The organism is Actinoplanes sp. NPDC089786 (genome assembly GCF_040684855.1).
GTDB lineage: Bacteria > Actinomycetota > Actinomycetes > Mycobacteriales > Micromonosporaceae > Actinoplanes.
In genome coordinates, this window is sequence record NZ_JBFBGU010000001.1 from 557,859 (window position 1) to 575,445 (window position 17,587).

13 protein-coding genes are annotated in these 17,587 nt (G+C 72.2%); 7 read left to right on the plus strand and 6 right to left on the minus strand.

Annotated features, from left to right (window positions below):
* Nucleotides 1-59: 59 nt before the first annotated feature.
* Together AB0O15_RS02660 and AB0O15_RS02665 are read right to left on the minus strand one after the other, a co-directional pair.
* Nucleotides 60-1,496, minus strand: a complete 1,437-nt coding sequence (locus tag AB0O15_RS02660) for a carboxyl transferase domain-containing protein (RefSeq protein ID WP_364313071.1) — start codon at nt 1,494-1,496, stop codon at nt 60-62.
* A gap of 283 nt (nt 1,497-1,779) precedes the next feature.
* Nucleotides 1,780-2,457, minus strand: coding sequence for a Crp/Fnr family transcriptional regulator (locus AB0O15_RS02665; RefSeq protein WP_285686067.1), 678 nt, complete (start codon nt 2,455-2,457; stop codon nt 1,780-1,782).
* Nucleotides 2,458-2,660: 203 nt separating this feature from the next.
* On the opposite strand from AB0O15_RS02665, the gene AB0O15_RS02670 reads away from it, so the two are divergent.
* From AB0O15_RS02670 to AB0O15_RS02690, 5 genes are all read left to right on the plus strand, one after another.
* Entirely contained in the window at nt 2,661-3,845 is a 1,185-nt protein-coding gene (locus AB0O15_RS02670; protein WP_364313074.1) for a CapA family protein, read from the plus strand.
* Nucleotides 3,846-3,880: 35 nt separating this feature from the next.
* Nucleotides 3,881-4,699 (plus strand): endonuclease III, encoded by an 819-nt coding sequence (gene nth, locus AB0O15_RS02675; RefSeq protein ID WP_364313076.1) that lies wholly within the window; start codon nt 3,881-3,883, stop codon nt 4,697-4,699.
* Nucleotides 4,700-4,830: 131 nt separating this feature from the next.
* Nucleotides 4,831-5,388, plus strand: coding sequence for a TlpA disulfide reductase family protein (locus tag AB0O15_RS02680; RefSeq protein ID WP_364316978.1), 558 nt, complete (start codon nt 4,831-4,833; stop codon nt 5,386-5,388).
* Nucleotides 5,385-6,047 carry a CoA pyrophosphatase gene (locus AB0O15_RS02685; RefSeq protein WP_364313079.1) on the plus strand — a complete coding sequence of 221 codons (663 nt, stop codon included), beginning with the start codon at nt 5,385-5,387 and terminating at the stop codon, nt 6,045-6,047. The genes AB0O15_RS02680 and AB0O15_RS02685 overlap by 4 nt, the downstream gene beginning before the upstream one ends.
* A gap of 31 nt (nt 6,048-6,078) precedes the next feature.
* On the plus strand, nt 6,079-7,257 hold the full coding sequence (locus AB0O15_RS02690) for a MarP family serine protease (protein WP_364313081.1): 1,179 nt from the start codon (nt 6,079-6,081) through the stop codon (nt 7,255-7,257).
* A 425-nt stretch (nt 7,258-7,682) separates the two neighbouring features.
* Here the strand turns inward: AB0O15_RS02690 and mycP are convergent, their stop codons facing one another.
* Nucleotides 7,683-8,921: a type VII secretion-associated serine protease mycosin gene (mycP, locus tag AB0O15_RS02695; protein WP_364313083.1), complete on the minus strand. Its 1,239-nt coding sequence runs from the start codon at nt 8,919-8,921 to the stop codon at nt 7,683-7,685.
* A gap of 260 nt (nt 8,922-9,181) precedes the next feature.
* Entirely contained in the window at nt 9,182-13,138 is a 3,957-nt protein-coding gene (eccCa, locus tag AB0O15_RS02700) for a type VII secretion protein EccCa (protein WP_364313086.1), read from the minus strand.
* Between the two features lie 129 nt (nt 13,139-13,267).
* On the opposite strand from eccCa, the gene eccD reads away from it, so the two are divergent.
* The gene (eccD, locus tag AB0O15_RS02705) at nt 13,268-14,704 is read left to right on the plus strand and encodes a type VII secretion integral membrane protein EccD (protein WP_364313088.1); all 1,437 of its coding nucleotides are present in this window, start codon (nt 13,268-13,270) and stop codon (nt 14,702-14,704) included.
* 68 nt (nt 14,705-14,772) lie between these two features.
* Here eccD and AB0O15_RS02710 read toward each other — a convergent pair whose 3' ends face one another.
* Nucleotides 14,773-15,276 carry an inorganic diphosphatase gene (locus AB0O15_RS02710; RefSeq protein WP_364313091.1) on the minus strand — a complete coding sequence of 168 codons (504 nt, stop codon included), beginning with the start codon at nt 15,274-15,276 and terminating at the stop codon, nt 14,773-14,775.
* Between the two features lie 237 nt (nt 15,277-15,513).
* Nucleotides 15,514-16,044, minus strand: coding sequence for a hypothetical protein (locus AB0O15_RS02715; RefSeq protein WP_364313093.1), 531 nt, complete (start codon nt 16,042-16,044; stop codon nt 15,514-15,516).
* A 114-nt stretch (nt 16,045-16,158) separates the two neighbouring features.
* On the opposite strand from AB0O15_RS02715, the gene dacB reads away from it, so the two are divergent.
* Nucleotides 16,159-17,541, plus strand: coding sequence for a D-alanyl-D-alanine carboxypeptidase/D-alanyl-D-alanine-endopeptidase (dacB, locus tag AB0O15_RS02720; protein WP_364313096.1), 1,383 nt, complete (start codon nt 16,159-16,161; stop codon nt 17,539-17,541).
* Nucleotides 17,542-17,587: the final 46 nt, after the last annotated feature.

A 17,587-nucleotide genomic window follows, 5' to 3' on the forward strand; every position in this document is an offset into this window, starting at 1 on the left:
TGCTTCAGAGTCTCCTTAGTGCATTGCGGCGGAGCCGCCTTCGGCGGCACAGCTCGCTTTCAGGGTCTGAACACGCCCACGTGCTCGGCACCCTGCACGGCCGCGCTGTGCACGGCGGAAAGGCAGAGACCAAGCACCGTACGCGTGTCGCGGGGGTCGATGACGCCGTCGTCCGGAAGCTTGCGCCGCTGGTCCGGCTCCTCGGCGGGTCGTTCCACCGGCCAGCTGAAGAGGAACCGTGGCTCGTACGCCCGACCGTAGATGCCGCCCAGCTGCTCGGCCGGTGTCCCGCCGATCATCAGCGTCAGGTGCGGCACGGCCGACTTGGCCACCGCGTGCACCAGCGGCGCGCCGTGCCGGACGTCGGCCGCCTCCCGGTCCTCCACCTGGGCGTCGCCGGTGTACTGCACGAAGAGCAGGGTGGTGTCGGTGGCGTTGGCGAGCTGGATGAAGTGCACGGCCTTCTGGGTCTCGGCCGGGGTGAACGTGCCGCCGAGGTTGGCCACCACGCCGATCGGGTAGCCGTGCAGCTCGCCCCAGCCGGTCACCACCGCGGTGCCCTGGGTTGGCTTGAACTCGTCGAAGTCGCTGTCGTCGAGGATCCGGGCGAGCACCTCGCGCGGGTCGAAGGCGTCCGCCCCGCCCATGGTGAGCAGGGCGTCGGCGTCGTAGCGGGGCGGGCGCGGGGGAGTGGTGCGCGGTGCGGGGCCGCGCTTGCGCCAGTTGAAGCGGCGTACGCACTGACGGGCCAGCCGCAGGCCGTCCCGCTCGTCCTCGGCGAGCTGATCGGCCGGTCCGGTGACACCGGCCGGCACGGTCGGGGCGCTGCGCACCTCGGAGCCACGGCCGTTGGTGGTGGCGCGTACCGGCTGGGGGTGGATCGTCAGCACCTTGGCGTGCCCACGCACCATGATCGTGTAGTCGGAGAGCGCCGGCAGGTAGGCGGCGTCACCCGTGGTCGCGCCGAACACCACGCAGACGGTCGGCACCCGGTCGGCGGTGAGCTGGCTGAGGTCGCGGGCGATGGCGCCGCCCGGCGGTGGGCCCGCCGGGGCGGCCGCGCCGGTCGATTCGACCAGGTTGACCAGGGGCAGCCGGTTGACCGCGGCGATCCGGGCGGCGCGACGGATCTTCTCCACCGTGTACGGGTTGACGGCGCCCCCGTCCACCGTCGGATCGTTGGCGATCACCACGCACTCGACGCCCTCGACCACGCCGATGCCGGTCACCACGCTGGCGCCGACCGGATAGCCGGAGCCCCAGGCCGCCACCGGGGAGAGTTCCAGGAACGGGCTGTCCCGGTCGAGCAGCATCTCGACCCGCTCGCGGGGCAGCAGCTTGCCCCGGGCATGATGCCGCGTCACCCACTTCTCGCCGCCACCGGCGCGGGCCTCGTCCAGCGCCGCCTCGAGCTCCGCCAGGCGCTCGAGCATCGCGGACCTGCCCTGCAGGAAAGCGGGAGTACGCGGGTCGATCGCGGACTCAAGGACGGTCACGTGCTCACCCCGCTGTGCCCGCCGGCCCGTGCGTTGCTCAAGTCCGCGCCCTCTCGCTGTGGTGTCGTGCCTCTCGACCACCTCCACAACGAACATCCGACCAGGTGCGACACGGATCTTGACGTCCTTCTCCCGGGTGGCCTTCCGGCCGGCCGGGCCCGTCTCCGAGCGGCCAGGCACATCTTCCGGCGGAAGGGCCGTCCGGGCACATCTTCCGGCGGGAGGGCGTCCGGGCATGCGAAAGGGCCGCCCGGGCGGGCGGCCCTTTGTCAGCTGTTCGGGGTCAGACGCGCGCGCGACGCGCGAGACGCTCCGGGTCGAGGATGATCACGCTCTTGCCGTCGAGCCGCAACCAGGCGCGCGAGGCGAAGTCGGCCAGGGCCTTGTTCACCGTCTCGCGGGAGGCGCCGACCAGCTGGGCCAGCTCTTCCTGGGTGAGGTCGTGGGTGACCCGCAGGACGCCGCCGTCCCGGGTGCCGAACCGGCCGGCCATCTGGAGCAGGTTCTTCGCCACCCGGCCGGGCACATCGGTGAAGATCAGATCGGCCAGGGCGTCGTTCGTCCGGCGCAACCGGCGGGCGAGCACACGCAGTAACTGCTCGGCGATCTCGGGCCGGTTGTTCAGCCACGGACGCAGCGACGACTTCTTCAGCCGGGCCAGCCGGGTGTCGGTCACCGCGGTCGCGGTCGCCGTTCGCGGACCCGGGTCGAACAGGGACAGCTCGCCGAGCATGTCGGACGGGCCCATGATCGAGACGAGATTCTGCCGGCCGTCGGCCGCACGGCGTCCCAGCTTGATCTTGCCGGAGAGCACGATGTAAAGGCTGTCGCCCGCCTCGCCCTCGTTGAAGACGATGTCGCCCTTGCGGACCTCGATCGTGTCCATCTCCTTGGCGAGCGCCTCGGCCGCCTCCGGGTCAACGCCCTGGAAGATCCCGCTGCGCGCCAGCACCTCATCCATCGCCGCACCTCCACCTGCGCGTTTGCCCGCGCTCGATCAGTCTAGGCGCACGCGTGCCGGAAACGGGCGGGCACCCCTTGATCCAGATCCCGCAGCGTAACCGCTACGGGCCGTCTCGCTCGAAAATCCGTCGCTCTCGGTGATTGATTGTCGGCTGAACGACCGTCGTCCGTAGTCGCCCCCTGACGGTATCGTCGCCGTCGATGAATGCCCACCCCCGGACCGGTCTGTTCGGCCGTCCCGTCCTGACGGCGACGATCGTGGTCGCGGTGCTGGCCGGCGCGGGTATCGGCGGGGTTGCTCTGGCCAATCGCGACAAATCGGACCCGCCGCAGTGGCAGTCCGCGCCCGCCGCCGCGCCCTCCTCCGTACCGAAGAAGAGCCCTGCGCCCAAGGGGCAGGAAGAGGAGCCGGCCGCCGCCGACGCGATCTCGATGTCGGCCACCGGGGACATCATCATGGGCAGCGCGCCCAACAAGCTGCCGGCCCGGGGCGGTGACGGCTTCTTCGACTCGGTCCGCGACGGGCTGAAGGCCGACCTGGTCATGGGCAACCTGGAACAGCCGCTGACCGGCGACACCGGTTCCTCCAAATGCGGGTCGCCGCCCCGGGCCAACTGCTTCGCGTTCCGGGCTCCGCCGTCGTATGCGAAGCATCTGAAAGAGGCCGGCTTCCAGCTGCTGAACACGGCCAACAACCACTCCAACGACTACGGGCGGCAGGGCTACAAGAACACCGCCCAGGCGCTCGAGGACGCCGGGCTCAAGCACACCGGGGCCCAGGGTCAGATCACCGTGGCCGAGGTCAAGGGCGTCAAGGTGGCGGCGGTGGGCTTCTCCTCGTACGCCGGGGCGAACAACCTGAACGACCTCGACGCCGCGCGTGAGGTGGTCGCCAAGGCCGCCGAACAGGCCGATCTGGTCGTCGTGCAGGTGCACATGGGCGCCGAGGGCTCGGACAAGAACCACGTGCGCTCCGGGCACGAGCTGTTCTTCGGCGAGGACCGCGGCGACCCCAAGGCGTTCAGCCGGGCGGTCATCGACGCCGGCGCCGACGTGGTGGTCGGGCACGGTCCACACGTGCTGCGCGGCATGGAGTTCTACAAGGACCGGCTGATCGCCTACAGCCTGGGCAACTTCGCCGGCGGCGGCAAGACGCTGTCCAACACCGGGGTGCTCAAGTACGGCGCCATCCTGCACGTCTCGCTGAAGCCGGACGGTTCGTGGGCCGGCGGCAAGGTGGTCTCCACCTTCATGAGCCCGGTCGGGGTGCCGACCGCGGACGAGGACGGTAAGTCCCGCGATCTGATCGCCGACCTGTCCGCCGACGACTTCGGCGACACCGCGGCGAAGATCGGTGAGGACGGATCGATCTCGCCGCCGGGGTGAGTCGGCCTGTCGTACCGGCGACGTACTCTTTGTCGGTGACTCCGTCCCCTGCCGCTGTCCTGGCCCGCGCGGCCAAGCGTTTCGCCGGTGAGACGCCGATCGGGCGCAAGCGCCGGGCCCGCAAGATGGCTCGCGAGCTGGCCGAGACACATCCCGACGCGCATTGCGAGCTCGACTTCACCAACCCGCTCGAGCTGGCCGTCGCCACCATCCTCTCCGCGCAGACCACCGATGTCCGGGTCAACGAGGTCACGCCGCGGGTGTTCAAGCGCTACCTGACGCCGGCCGACTACGCGTCGGCCGAGCGCAGCGAGATGGAAGAGATCCTCCGGCCCACCGGGTTCTTCCGGGCCAAGACCGACTCGCTGATCAAGCTGGGCCAGGCGCTGGTCGAGCGGTACGACTCGGTGCTCCCCGCCAAGCTCGACGACCTGGTCAGCCTGCCCGGCATCGGGCGCAAGACGGCCAACGTGATCCTCGGCAACGCGTTCGACGTCCCCGGCATCACCGTCGACACCCACTTCCGGCGGCTGACCAACCGGTTCGGCTGGGTTCACGAGGACGACCCCGTCAAGATCGAGTTCGCGGTCGCCGACCTGATCGAGAAGCGCGACTGGACCATGCTGTCGCACCGGGTGATCTTCCACGGGCGGCGGGTGTGCCACGCCCGCAAGCCGGCCTGCGGGGCCTGCACGCTGGCGCCGATGTGCCCGTCGTACGGCACCGGCCCGACCGACGCGGCCGGCGCGGCCCGGCTGCTCAAGGGTCCGCGGGCCCGCGACCTGGCCAGCCACGCCGGCGTCGACCCCGACCTGGTCCCGGCGGCCGCGATCGTCACCCCGGAGGCCCCGTGAGGCGTGGTCCGGCCCTCCCGGCGCCGCGACCGGCCTCTTCCGCCCGTCGTGCGCCGCGACCGTCCGTACCCTCGATCTCTCCTGGTCCTTCGCCTGCAAGCCGCGGGCTGACGTGGCTGGCCGTGCCCCTGGTGCTGGCGTTGGCGGCGTGCACCTCGCCGCCCGAGACCTCGGCCACGGCCGCCCCCGAGACCCCGTCGCCGTTCGCTGACTGTGCCGCGTTGACCGCGCCGCCTGCCTCGGCGACCCCCTCCTCTTCCTCGGCCGCGACCTCCCCCCTGCCTGATTTGTCGCTCCCGTGCTTCACCGGCGGACAACAGGTGGCATTGAACGATTTGCGCGGACCAGCCGTCATCAACATGTGGGCGTCGTGGTGCGGGCCGTGTCGCGACGAACTGCCGGTCGTGCAGAAGCTGGCCGATCGGGCCGGCGGGCGGCTGCACGTCCTGGGGGTCGATGTGGGTGACAGCCGTGCGGCGGCCGCGTCGTTCGGTGAGGGCCGCTCGGTCACCATGCCCACGCTGTACGACCGGGACCGCCGCCTGCTCACCGCCCTGGGCCGGGCGAACCTGCCGGTCACCGTGTTCGTCGACGCGGCCGGCCGCACCAACGTGCACCCGCTGCCGGTGGACGCCCGCACGCTGTCCGAGCTGGTCCGCACCCACACCGGTGTGACGGTGGCGCCGTGACCGGGCTGCCCGGCTGGTGGGAGCCGTTGCGGAGCCGGGCGGCGACGCTGCGTACCGAAGACTTCACCACCCTGCGCGCACCGCACGGCGAAGGGCGACCCAGCGCCGTGCTCGTGCTGCTCGGCGAAGACCGACCCGGCGAACCCGACCTGCTCGTGCTGCAACGGGCCGCGACCATGCGCAACCACGCCGGTCAGCCCGCCTTCCCGGGCGGCGCCTCCGACCCCGGCGACGCCGACCCGGCCGCCACCGCGCTGCGCGAGGCCCACGAGGAGGTCGGGCTCGACCCGGCCACCGCCACCGTGGTCGCGCGGCTGCCCGAGCTGTACATCCCGGTCAGCGGTTTCGTGGTGACGCCGGTGCTGGCCTGGTGGCACGCACCCCATCCGGTGCGCCCGTGCCAGCCCGCCGAGGTCGCCCGGGTCGAACGGCTGCCCGTGGCCGAGCTGGTCGACCCGGCCAACCGGCTGCGCATCCGCCATCCGAGCGGCTGGATCGGCCCGGCCTTCCTGGTCCGCGACATGCTCGTCTGGGGTTTCACCGCCGGTGTCACCTCGACCCTGCTCGACCTGGCCGGCTGGAGCCGGCCGTGGGACACCGACCGGGTCGAGGACCTGCCCGCGGAGGTCTCGCCGGTCCCCGATCAGGTGGTCCCGTGAGCGAGTGGTCCGTCACTTCTACGCTGAGTTGGTGCATGTGGTCGACGCGATCCTGATCCTGCTGATGCTGGTCTTCGCGATCAGCGGATACCGGCAGGGTTTCGTCATCGGTGCCCTGTCCTTCGGCGGCTTCTTCAGCGGCGCGCTGATCGGCCTTCAGGTCGGCCCGCTGATCGCCAACCAGTTCGCGGACGGCGCGGTCCGCGTCGTGGTGTCGCTGGTCTCCATCTTCGCCCTGGCCGTGCTCGGTCAGACCCTGGCCGGCTGGTTCGGCACCAAGCTGCGCCGGTCGATGACCAGCAAGCCGGTGCAGCGGCTGGACGACGCCGGCGGTGCCCTGGTCTCGCTGGTCGCCGTCCTGCTGGTGGCCTGGCTGGTGGCCATCCCGTTGAAGTCGACGTCGTTGCCGTGGCTCAACCGCGAGGTCCGCAGCAGCTCGGTCCTCGACGCCATCAACGGCCTGATGCCGCAGGAGGCGCAGGCGCTGTCCTCGGCCCTGCGGTCCACCCTCGACACCAACGGTTTCCCCGAGGTCTTCAGCGGCCTCGCCCCGACCAACGCCCGCGAGGTCGCCGAGCCCGACCCGGCCCTGGCCAAGTCCGGCGTGGTCGTCAACAGCAAGCGCTCGGTCCTCAAGATCCTCGGCACCGCGCCCAGCTGCTCGCGCCGCATCGAAGGCTCCGGTTTCGTGTACGCCGACGAACGCGTGATGACCAACGCGCACGTGGTCGCCGGCACCCGCGAGATCGAGGTCGAGACGTCGAACGGCCGCCTCGACGGCACCGTCGTCGTCTACGATTCGAAACGCGACCTGGCCGTCATCTACGTCCCCGGCCTGCGGGCGCCCCGCCTCAGCTTCGTGGACAAGCCGGCCGCCACCGGCCAGAGCGCGATCGTGCTGGGCTACCCCTTGGACGGCCCCTACGACGCCCAGTCGGCCCGGGTCAGCGACGTCGGCAACGTGCCCGGCCCCGACATCTACGAGGCCGGCGAGGTGAACCGCGAGATCTACACGATCCGGGCCCTGGTCCGCAGCGGCAACTCGGGCGGCCCCTTGGTCTCCACCAACGGCCGCGTCCTCGGCGTGATCTTCGCCGCGGCCGCCGACGACCGCAAGATCGGCTTCGCCGTAACCGCCCGCGAGGCCGCCGGCGTAGCCCAAACCGGCCGCGACCGCACCCGAGGCGTCCGCACCGGGGATTGCGCCTGATCCCCACCAAGTTCAAATTCAAGGTCAAGCGCCGGTCGTAGCGGGGTGGTGGGTGCAGACCGCAGCTCCCGCCGAGGGTCGCTCCGCTCCACCTGCGTAAGTGGTTGCGCCCCGCCGCCCCGCCGCCCGCCGCCCCGCCGCCCGCCGTGTCCCGCCGTCAGTGGTAGCCCAGCGCGGCTTCGGAGCCGGGGATACCGCCTTGCTCTACCACTGGCAGGCCGCGAGCCACGACGGCTCGCGGCGGCGGCAAGCAGGGCGAGTCGGCACCCCGGCCGCATGGTGCACCCAGGGCCGCAGCCAGGGTCGGCCCGCACTCGCCCCGCACACAGAAACCGACGGGGCGGCCGCGCACCCAGCGCATCAACCCGCCGCCCGGACACTCCCACAACGGTCTCCCCGCGCAAATAGGGCGGAGTGGCGGGCAGCTAGGTGACTGTGGCGAAGCGGCGGATTATGAGGAAGGCGACGCCGGCGGAGAGGGCGAAGAAGGCGGCCGCCGCCCACCAGCCTCGGGACTTCTGCTCGTCGTCGGCGGGCGGGGCGGCCACGACGCCGCCGGCGTTCTTGCCCGGGGCTCGATTGTTGTTTCGGGCCGCGTCGCCGGCGAGCTTGTTCGGGGCCGACTGGGCCGAGCCGGAGACCTTGGCGGCGCCCAGGCGGGCCACCCCGGGCGGCGGCGACGTGTCGAGCGGGTTGCCCGCCACCTCGGGAATCTCCGCGGTCAGCGCGCCGGTCGGGTCGATCAGGCCGAAGCCGTACTTGTCGTCGCGGCCCTCGGGGCCCCGGTCACGGGCGGTCTTGATGATGCGGTTGACCACCTCGCCGGCCGGCATCGTGGGCCAGCGGGAACGGATCAGCGCCGCCGTCGCCGACACCATCGGCGCCGCGAAGCTGGTGCCCTGCACGTTCCAGTAGCCGCCGCGCCCGGCGCCGACCAGCTTGGTCGCGGGGGCGGTCACCACCGTCTCGGCCCCGGTGATCGAGCCGGACCAGAGCACGTCGCCGGAGCGTTCCATGCCGGCCACAGCGAGCACGCCGGGCTCGCGAGCGGGGTACCACACCCCGGTCGACGACGAGGCGCTCGCGTTGCCGGTGCAGGCGACCACCACGACATCTTTGGCGAAGGCGTAGTCGATGGCCGCGGCCAGCGCCGCGCTGCTGCCGCTGCCGCCCAGGGACAGGTTGATCACGCGGGCGCCGTGGTCGACGGCCCAGCGGACGCCCTTGGCCACGATCAGCGCGTCGTCATAGCGATTTTCCTGGTCGAGGACGCGGACCGGGAGGATCTTGGCCTTGGGGGCGATGCCCACCACGCCGGCGTCGTCGTCCTTGCCGGCGATCAGCGCCGAGACCGTGGTGCCGTGGCCGACCAGGTCGGTGTCGCCGTCGCCCTTGGTGTCGACCAGGTCGAGGCCGGGCAGCACCTGGCCCTGCAGGTCGACGTGCTTGGAGTCGACCCCCGAGTCGATCACCGCGACCGTGACACCGGCGCCCTGCGACCAGTTCCAGGCGCCGGCCACGTTGAGCGTCCGCAGGTGCCATTGCTGGGCGCGGATCGAATCTTCGGTGATCGGCCGTGGGGCGGCCTGGGCCACCGTGGCGGGCAGCCCGATCGCGGCGACCACACCGGCGAACAGCCCGGCCAGCGCCCGAAGGTCTACCAAAGCGCACCACCGCGCGCGGGGCAGGGCGAAGGACGACGTGCGAGGAAACGGCCCTGGGAGGAGGTGCTCGCTGCGCTCACGGGTCGACGATGCCTATCTGGAGAGGTGAACAGGGTCGGTCGATGCAGGGAGATTACTCCGAAAAAGCAGGGTGCGGCTGAGGTGTGGACAACTCAATCGCACCGTTCGTCCGATCGCCCCAGGACCAGTCCCAAATTCGGCCCAGATGAGGCGCCCGGGAGGCGAATATGGGACAGGTTCTAGTAAGGCGGTTGGTGGGCCAGCTGGACCAGGCGTACTCCTTCACGCCGGGTGATGAGGCGGCCACGTCCTGCTGGCATCGGGACGGCCTTGACCGGGCCGATGAGCGCGCCCTCGTCGGTCGGCCCGGACATCACCAGGCCGGGCGACGACAGCTCGCGCAGCCGCTGGATGATCGGCTCGTAGAGCGCCCGGCTGGCGCCACCGGCCCGCCGGGTGACCACCAGGTGCAGGCCGACGTCGCGGGCCTGCGGGAGGTAGGGCAGCAGCGGGGTGAGCGGGTTGGTCGGGCCGGAGACGACCAGGTCGTAGTCGTCGACCAGCACGAACAGCTCCGGTCCGGTCCACCACGAGCGTTCCCGCAGCTGCTGCGCGGTCACGTCGGGGCCGGGCAGCCGACGTTCCATGTAGCCCGCCACCGACTCGATCAGCTCCAGCGTCTTCTGGGCCTGCATGCCGTACCCGATCCGGTGTTCGGTCTCGGGCAGGTCCATCAGGCTGCGCCGGTAGTCGACCAGGATGATCCGGGCCTCCTCGGGCTGGAACCGGTGCATCACGGTGCTGGCCATGGCCCGCAGGAACGACGACTTGCCACACTCGGCGTCGCCGAACAGCAGGAAGTGCGGGTCGGTGGCGAAGTCGATCTCCACCTGGGACAGGTCCTGCTCGGACAGCCCGATCGGCAGGCGCAGGCCGGTGCTGCGGTTCAGGTCCATCGCGGTGTACGGGTACGAGTCGGGCAACATCCGCACCCGCGGCGCCAGCGGGCCACGCCAGTTGGTCGCGATCTCCTTGACCAGCTCGGACGTCTCGCCGATGGTGCTGAGCTCCGCGCGTACGGTCAAAAGGTGGTAGCTCTTGTTCTTGTCGGTCGGGTGTTCGGTGATGCCACGGCCGGCCTGTTCCGGCACGTTGACGGCGGCGCGGCGGTTGATGTTGGAGTCGCTGGGGTCGCCCAGCCGCAGCTCGAGCTGGGAGCCGAAGAGGTCGCGGATGGCCGGCCGGAAGTCCATCCAGCGGCTGGCGGTGGCCACCACGTGGACGCCGTAGGACAGGCCGCGGGTGGCGATGTCGGTGATCACGCCTTCCAGCTCGTCGAAGTCCTTGCGTAGCGTGGTCCAGCCGTCGACCACCAGGAAGACGTCGCCGAACGGGTCGGCCGCCACCGCGGACGGGTTCGCCCGCCGCCGCCGGTAGGACGCCATCGAGTCGACGCCCATCTCGGCGAACCGCTGCTCCCGGTCGGTCAGCACGGTCAGGACCTCGCCGACGGTCCGGCGCACACCCACCAGGTCGGTGCGCGCGCTGACACCGCCCACATGCGGCAGATCCCGGAGTACGCCGAGAGCGCCGCCACCGAAGTCGAGGCAGTACACCTGCGCCTCGGCCGGCGTATGGGTGAGCGCCAGCCCGGTGATGAGTGTCCGCAGCGCCGCCGACTTGCCGGACTGGGTCGCCCCGACCACGGCCAGGTGCCCGGCCGCGCCGCCGAGCTGGATCCACATCGCGTCGCGTCGCTGCTCACGCGGCTTGTCGATGAGCGCGATCGGCACCTGCAGGGCGCCGTGCAGCTCGGGGTTGGCGAACGACAGGCCGCGCACCGGGTCGACCACGACCGGTCCGAGCAGCTCGTCGAGCACCGAGGACTGGTTCAGCGGCGGCAGCCACACCTGGTGGGCCGGTGGTCCCTGGCCGGCCAGCCGGGCCACCATCACGTCCATCACGCTCTCGCCGGCCGGGGTGTTCTCCTCGGGCTTCGGCTCGACCGGTTTGACGGTTTTCGGCACCGGCACGTAATGGGTCGAATAGGACAGTACTTGGGGTGCGGCGCTGGCCCCGGTCGCGCCGGGGCCGCGGCTGCCGGGCCTGCGGTAGGTGCCGGAGACGTACGCCGCCTTGAACCGGACCAGCGGCTCGGTGCCGAACTTGAGGTAGCCGTGGCCGGGCGAGCGCGGCAGCTCGTACGCGTCGGGCACCCCGAGCACCGCCCGCGATTCGAGCGCGGAGAAGGTTCGCAGACCGATGCGGTACGAGAGATGCGTGTCCAGTCCCCGCAGCCGCCCCTCCTCGAGGCGCTGGCTGGCCAGCAGCAGGTGGACGCCGAGCGACCGCCCGAGACGTCCGATCTGGACGAAGAGGTCGATGAAGTCCGGTTTGGCGGACAGCAGCTCGGAGAACTCGTCACAGATCACCAGCAGCGACGGCAACGGCGGCAGGGCCGAGCCACTGGCCCGCGCCTTCTCGTAGTCGCGCAGGCTGGCGAAGTTCCCGGACTTCCGCAGCAGCTCCTGCCGGCGCAGCATCTCGCCGTCGATCGCGTCCACCATGCGGTCGACCAGCGGCAGCTCGTCGGCCAGGTTGGTGATCACGGCGGCGGTGTGCGGCAGCCGGTCGAGCGAGGCGAAGGTCGCGCCGCCCTTGAAGTCGACCAGCACGAAGTTCAGCGTCTCGGACGAGTGCGTGCCGGCCAGCGCCAGCACCAGCGTGCGCAGCAGCTCGGACTTGCCCGACCCGGTGGCGCCGATCAGCAGGCCGTGCGGGCCCATGCCGTCCTGGGCGGACTCCTTCAGGTCCAGTTCGATCGGGCCGCCATCACCGCCGATTCCGATGGGTACGCGCAGCTTGTCCCGGTTGGGCCGGGGCTGCCAGCTCTGCCCGACGCTGAAGGTCTCCAGGTCGGCGATGCCGAGCAGCTCGGTCAGGCCCATCTCGGCGGCCAGCGGGGTGTCCGGCGACTTCGAGGCGGCGGCCAGCCGGTAGGGCGCGAGCCGCCGGGCGATCGCCTCGGCGTCCGGTTCGCTCAGCCGGTCGGGCAGGCCGACCTCGGCGGCGTGCTCGGTGGCGTACGTGTGGAGGGCACGCCTCCCGGCACCCGCCCGGACCTCCAGCACGAGCAGCGACCGGTCGAGCAGCTTGGGTGGGGTTTCGTCGAGATCGAGCACGGTGACGCCGTCGATGCCGTCGTCGAGTTGGGTCGCGCCGCGCAGGTCGACCCCGTCGAGCACGATGATCACGTGTGGGGTGGTGGTGCCGATCGCGGCCGGGCTGAACCGCGGCCGGTTGCCGATCACGTCCTCGATCATCCGCTCGAGGTCGGGGCCTGAGCTGGCCACCATCCGCACCTGGCCGAGCGCGTCGGTCCGGGACGGGTGCAGGTTGTGCGGCAGCCACTTGACCCACTCCCAGGCGGCCCGCCGCTCCGGCCCGGCGGCCACCGCGATCAGCAGGTCGTCGGGGGCGTGGAAGACCGCCAGCTGGGCCAGCACCGCCCGGGTCAGCGCCCGCGCCTCGGCGTCCGGCCCGCGCATGAAGACCCGGGCGAAACCGCGCAGGGAGACCGCCACCGGCAGCTCCGGGACCACGGAGTACGCGTCCAGGAAGCGCCGCAGCGCCCCCGCCGTCATCGGCTCCAGGTCTTCCAGCGGCCGGGTCACCGGCGGAACCAGCGGCGTGGCCAGGGTCTGCGGCCCGACCGCCAGCCGGACCACCCCGAAATCGGGATCACTCGGGCGGCGTTCCCACACCCGGTGGCTGCCCGCGGTCGACCAGAGCTGACCCGGCTCCGGGTGCCGGTAGTAGAGGCCGGTGCGTTGCTTGCCCGCCGTCTCGCGGACCCGGCGCCGCAGGTTGGCCAGGTGGCGCAGGTATTCCCGGCGGGCGGCCATCATCTCGGCCTTCTTCGGCGAGCCGTTGCTGCCGAAGGAGGTGGCCAGCATCGCCAGCGAGGACACCCCGAACAGCCCACCGACCACGTAGGACATCGCGCCGCCGCTGCCCCGGCCCATCATCATGGCCATGGCGACGGACCCGCCCAGCATCGGCAGCGCCATCAGCGCCTGCTGCCAGCGCCGGCCACCGTCCTGCGGAATCTCCGGCGGCGCGTCGACGGCCAGCTCACCGGTCGGAATCTCCGGCGCCGGTCGTCGCGCGGACCGTTTGATCACGGTCGTACTCATGGCGGGCTGTCCCTTTCCTCCCCGTCACCCGCGGCAGAACGTCATCCACAGGCGGGCATCGCGCCGCGCCCAGGATAGGTAAAGTCCCCTCCGTTCCGCAGCACCGCTGCCTGTCGATGGGTTTCATTCATGAGTGTCGGTCTGGCGCGAATCACGATCAGCGCTCCGCAACGTCGCGTCGATGTGGCGCTGCCCGAGCATGTCCCGCTCGCCGAGCTGCTGCCCGAGGTGCTGCGCCACGCCGGCGAGGGCCTGGCCGACGACGGCGAGCGCCACGGCGGCTGGCTGCTCCGGCGCACCGACGGCGTGCCCCTGGCCACCGCGCAGGGCCTGTTTCCCCAGGGTGTGCGCGACGGCGAGGTGCTCCATCTGGTGCCCGCCCGCGACGACTGGCCCGAGCTCGAGTACGACGACGTGGTCGAGGCGATCGCCGATGGCGCCCGCCGCCGCGGCACGGTCTGGACGCCCGCCTCGACCCGCACGGCGACCGTGCTCAGCGGCGCCCTGCTGCTCGGCCTGGGCCTGATCGCGGTGCTCGCGGCCGGTCCGGCGTGGGCCGGTTCGGCCTATGTGGGGCTCGGCGTCGGCCTGCTTCTCGCGCTCGCCGGGGTGACGGCTTCTCGGGCGTACGGGGACGCGCGAGCCGGCACGGCCCTCGGCGCGTGTGCGATGCCGTACGCGTTCGCCGGCGGCGCCGTCCTCGTCTCGTCCGGCGCCGGCGACCGCGTGGGCATGTTCGCCCTGCTCCCGTGGCTGGGCGGGGCCGAGCTGCTGACCGGCTCGGTGGCGTTGCTGCTGGTCGCGGCGCTCGGCGGCATCGGGGTGGCGGCCGGCCTGCGGGTCTTCGCCGCCGGTGGCCTGGTCGGCCTGCTCGCCGCGGCGACCGCGCTGATCAGCATCTGGTCGTCCGCCGCGGCCGGCGCCGCGGTGCTGATCTCGATCCTGGTCTGCGGCATCGGCCTGATCCCGCTGCTCGCGATCCGGTTCGGCAAGGTGCCGATGCCGCCGGTCACGCTGCCCACCGGCAGCGGCGCCGAGGGCTTCACCGCGGCACAGACCGCGGGCGCCGCCGACCTGGCCCGCGAGCGTCCCGACCGGGCGACCGTGTTCGCGGCGGTGACCCGCACCGAGGAGCTGCTGGCCGGCATGCTGCTCGGCCACGCGATCCTGGCCGCCGGGGCGTTCGTCGTGCTGGCCAGTGCCGGCAGCCTCTCGGCCCGCATCCTCACCACGGTGGCGGCGGCCGCGCTGCTGCTGCGCTCACGCCTGTTCGTGACCCTGCGGCAGCGGGTGCCACTGATCTGCGCGGGCATGTTCGGGGTGGCCGCCCTCGGCGTCGACCTGCTGACCGGCGCCAGCACCCCGGTGCGCCTGGGCGTCAGCGCCGCCGCGGTCATCCTCGCGTTGTCCACGATGGCGGCGGGCGCCACCTATTCCCGCAAACCGCCGTCGCCCTACCTCGGCCGCGCCGCCGACCTGGTCGACACCCTGGTCGTGGTCTCGGTGATCCCGGTCGCCTGCGCGGTGGCCGGCCTCTACGACGCGGTCACCAACATCTCCTTCTGACCGCCCTGATGCCGACGGCCGGCCTTCCGCGCTGCGGAGGCCGGCCGTCCGGGCTGAGTTTGGGCTGGTCAGTGGCCGTCGGGGCCATGTTCGAGGGCTTCGGCGCGCTTGAACGACGCGCGGATCTCCTCTTCGGCCTCGACGCGGCCGGTCCAGGTGGCGCCCTCGACCGACTTACCGGGCTCGAGGTCCTTGTACACCGTGAAGAAGTGCTGGATCTCCATGCGGTCGAACTCACCCAGGTGGTGGATGTCGCGCAGATGTTCCTGGCGCGGGTCTTCATAGGGGACGCAGAGGACCTTGTCGTCGCGGCCCTTCTCGTCGGTCATCCGGTACATGCCGATCGCCCGGGCGCGGACCAGGCAGCCGGGGAACGTCGGTTCCTGGATCAGGACCAGGGCGTCGAGCGGATCGCCATCCTGACCGAGGGTGCCCTCGATGAAGCCGTAGTCGGCCGGGTACTGCGTCGCGGTGAACAGTGTGCGGTCCAGCCGGATGCGGCCGGTCTTGTGGTCGACCTCGTACTTGTTGCGCTGACCCTTGGGGATCTCAACCAGAACGTCGAAATCCATGCTGTGCTCCCTCGGTCGTCTTGCCGGGCGTGTGTAAGCCCTATCACGATGCGCGCGGGCGAACTCGCGCTCGGCAAGATCCGCGCGCCGCGATGTGCGGGATTTCAGTAGTCTCCCCTAAGTCTGACGCCGCGAACGAGGGAGGGGCCGGTGGGGAGGGAAGACTCACATAGAGGACGGGCATCGGTGCCCGCAAACCCTCCCGAGACGGGCTCGGACGCGCCGGCGACCCACCAGTCACCACCGGCCCAGCAGGCACAATCCGCGGAATCGGGCGTCGGGCAGCCCGGTCGGGGCCAGGCCATGGCGCCGGCCGCGACGGGTGACGGGGACGACCAGGGTGACGGCCGGCGCGAGGACGGCGCCGGGCCGGGCGGGCCGGAAAGGGCTTCGGAATTGGCACGGGGTGGAACGGCGCCTGAGGGCGCCCGGGGTTCGGCGCGCGTCGGTCCGCCGGCCGAGAGCGAGCAGGGCGCGGGTACGCCGCCACAGCCGGCCGCCGCGAGCCCGCAGCCCCCGGGTGCAGAGCCGCAGCCCCCGGGTGCAGAGCCGCAGCCCCCGGGTGCAGAGCCGCAGCCCCCGGGTGCAGAGCCGCAGGCTCCGGGCGTCGGGCCGCAGGCTTCGGCGGCCGCGGCGGGCGCGGAGGAGGCAGTCGGGGGATTGCGGCCGGCGGTGGGACGGGTCAGTGTTTCGCGGCCGGTCGGGATTGACCGGGCCGGCGCGGGCGCGGGTGGGCCGGGCGGGGGACCGGCCGATGGGCCGGGACAACCCGCAGGTGGCCCACCGGGCGGGAGCGGGCAGCCGGCCGGTTCGGTGAGCGCGGGACCGTCTTCCGCTCGGCGTATCTTATGGGTTTCCGGGTTGTTGGTGTTGATCTTGGTCGTGGGGCTCGGAGCGGGCGCCTTCATCATGCGGCCGGGGCCGATCGCGGGGTGGCTCGCGGACAAGCCGGCGCCGACGCCCTCGGCGACCCTCCCGCCCGAGCCGACGCCCACGCCGGTGCTGGCCGCGGCGGGCGAGGTCGGCACGGCGCCCACCGCGGCCGGCGTCCAGAAGGCGATCGGCAGCCTGGTCACCGCGCCGGCGTTGGGCTCCCGGGTCCGCGTCTCGGTGGTCGACGCGGCGACCGGCGCGACGCTGTTCTCCCGGGACGCGGCCACCCCGGCCACCCCGGCCTCGACGACCAAGCTGGTCACCGCCGCGACCGTGCTCGCCGCGCGCGGCCCGGCCCACCGGCTGACCACCCGCGCGGTGGCCGGCGCCAAGCCTGGTCAGGTGGTGCTGATCGGCGGCGGCGACCCGTCGCTGGCGGCCAACGCGAAGGGCCAGTTCCCGGGCGCGGCCCGGCTGGACAAGCTCGCCGCCCAGGTCAAACGGGCGATGGGCGACACACCGGTCACCCAGGTCGTGATCGACACGTCGCTGTTCACCGGGCCGACCACGGCCAAGGGCTGGACCGGCACGATCATCGCGCCCGAGGGGCAGGTCTCGGCGATCATGCCGCTGATGATCAACGGCGGGCGTCGGCAGCCGGTGCACCGCGAGGCCGGCGGCGATCCGCGGTCGTCGGATCCGGCGCTGGCGGCGGGGCAGGCGTTCGCGAGGCAGCTCAAGGTGAAGGCGGCCGTGGTTCGTGGCACGGCGCCGTCCAGCGCGGGCGGGGCCTCGTCGGCGCCCCCGATCACCCTGGAGCCGGGCTCCGAGCTGGGCCAGGTGCAGTCGCCGCCGCTGGTGCACGTCGTGGACTGGATGCTGGAGCAGTCCGACAACACCATCGCCGAGGTGCTGTCCCGGCAGGTGGCGCTGGCCGCGGGGGAGCCGGCCACGTTCGACGGGTCGACCCGGGCGATGATCGCCAAGCTGACCGAGCTGGGCCTGCCGGCCGACCGGATCAAGCTCTCCGACGCCAGCGGGCTGTCGCGGCTCAACCAGATCAGCCCGGCGCTGCTCACCCAGCTGCTGGCGCTGGCGGCCAAGGGCGACCACCCGGCGCTGACGCCGATGTTCGGCGGGCTGCCGGTGGCCGGCTGGTCGGGCACGCTGCGGACCCGGTTCGTGACGCCGGCGCCGAACCGGGCCGGTCAGGGGCTGGTCCGGGCCAAGACCGGGTCGCTGAGCGGGGTGAACACGATCGCCGGTCAGCTCGTCACCAAGGACGGGCGGCTGCTGGTCTTCGCGATCATGGCCGATAAGAGCGGCGAATCGACGTCGGCGCGGCAGGCCCTGGACAAGATCGCCACCCGGCTGGTCGCCTGCGGCTGCTGATCTCGGGGTTTGTTCAGGGGCCACCGGCTGGTGAGCCGCGAGTACT

Coding starts and splice junctions, on each gene's coding strand:
- AB0O15_RS02665 (WP_285686067.1), bottom strand. CDS start 2,457: ATGGATGAGGTGCTGGCGCGCAGCGGGATCTTCCAGGGCGTTGACCCG.
- AB0O15_RS02670 (WP_364313074.1), top strand. CDS start 2,661: ATGAATGCCCACCCCCGGACCGGTCTGTTCGGCCGTCCCGTCCTGACG.
- eccCa (WP_364313086.1), bottom strand. CDS start 13,138: ATGAGTACGACCGTGATCAAACGGTCCGCGCGACGACCGGCGCCGGAG.
- eccD (WP_364313088.1), top strand. CDS start 13,268: ATGAGTGTCGGTCTGGCGCGAATCACGATCAGCGCTCCGCAACGTCGC.
- AB0O15_RS02710 (WP_364313091.1), bottom strand. CDS start 15,276: ATGGATTTCGACGTTCTGGTTGAGATCCCCAAGGGTCAGCGCAACAAG.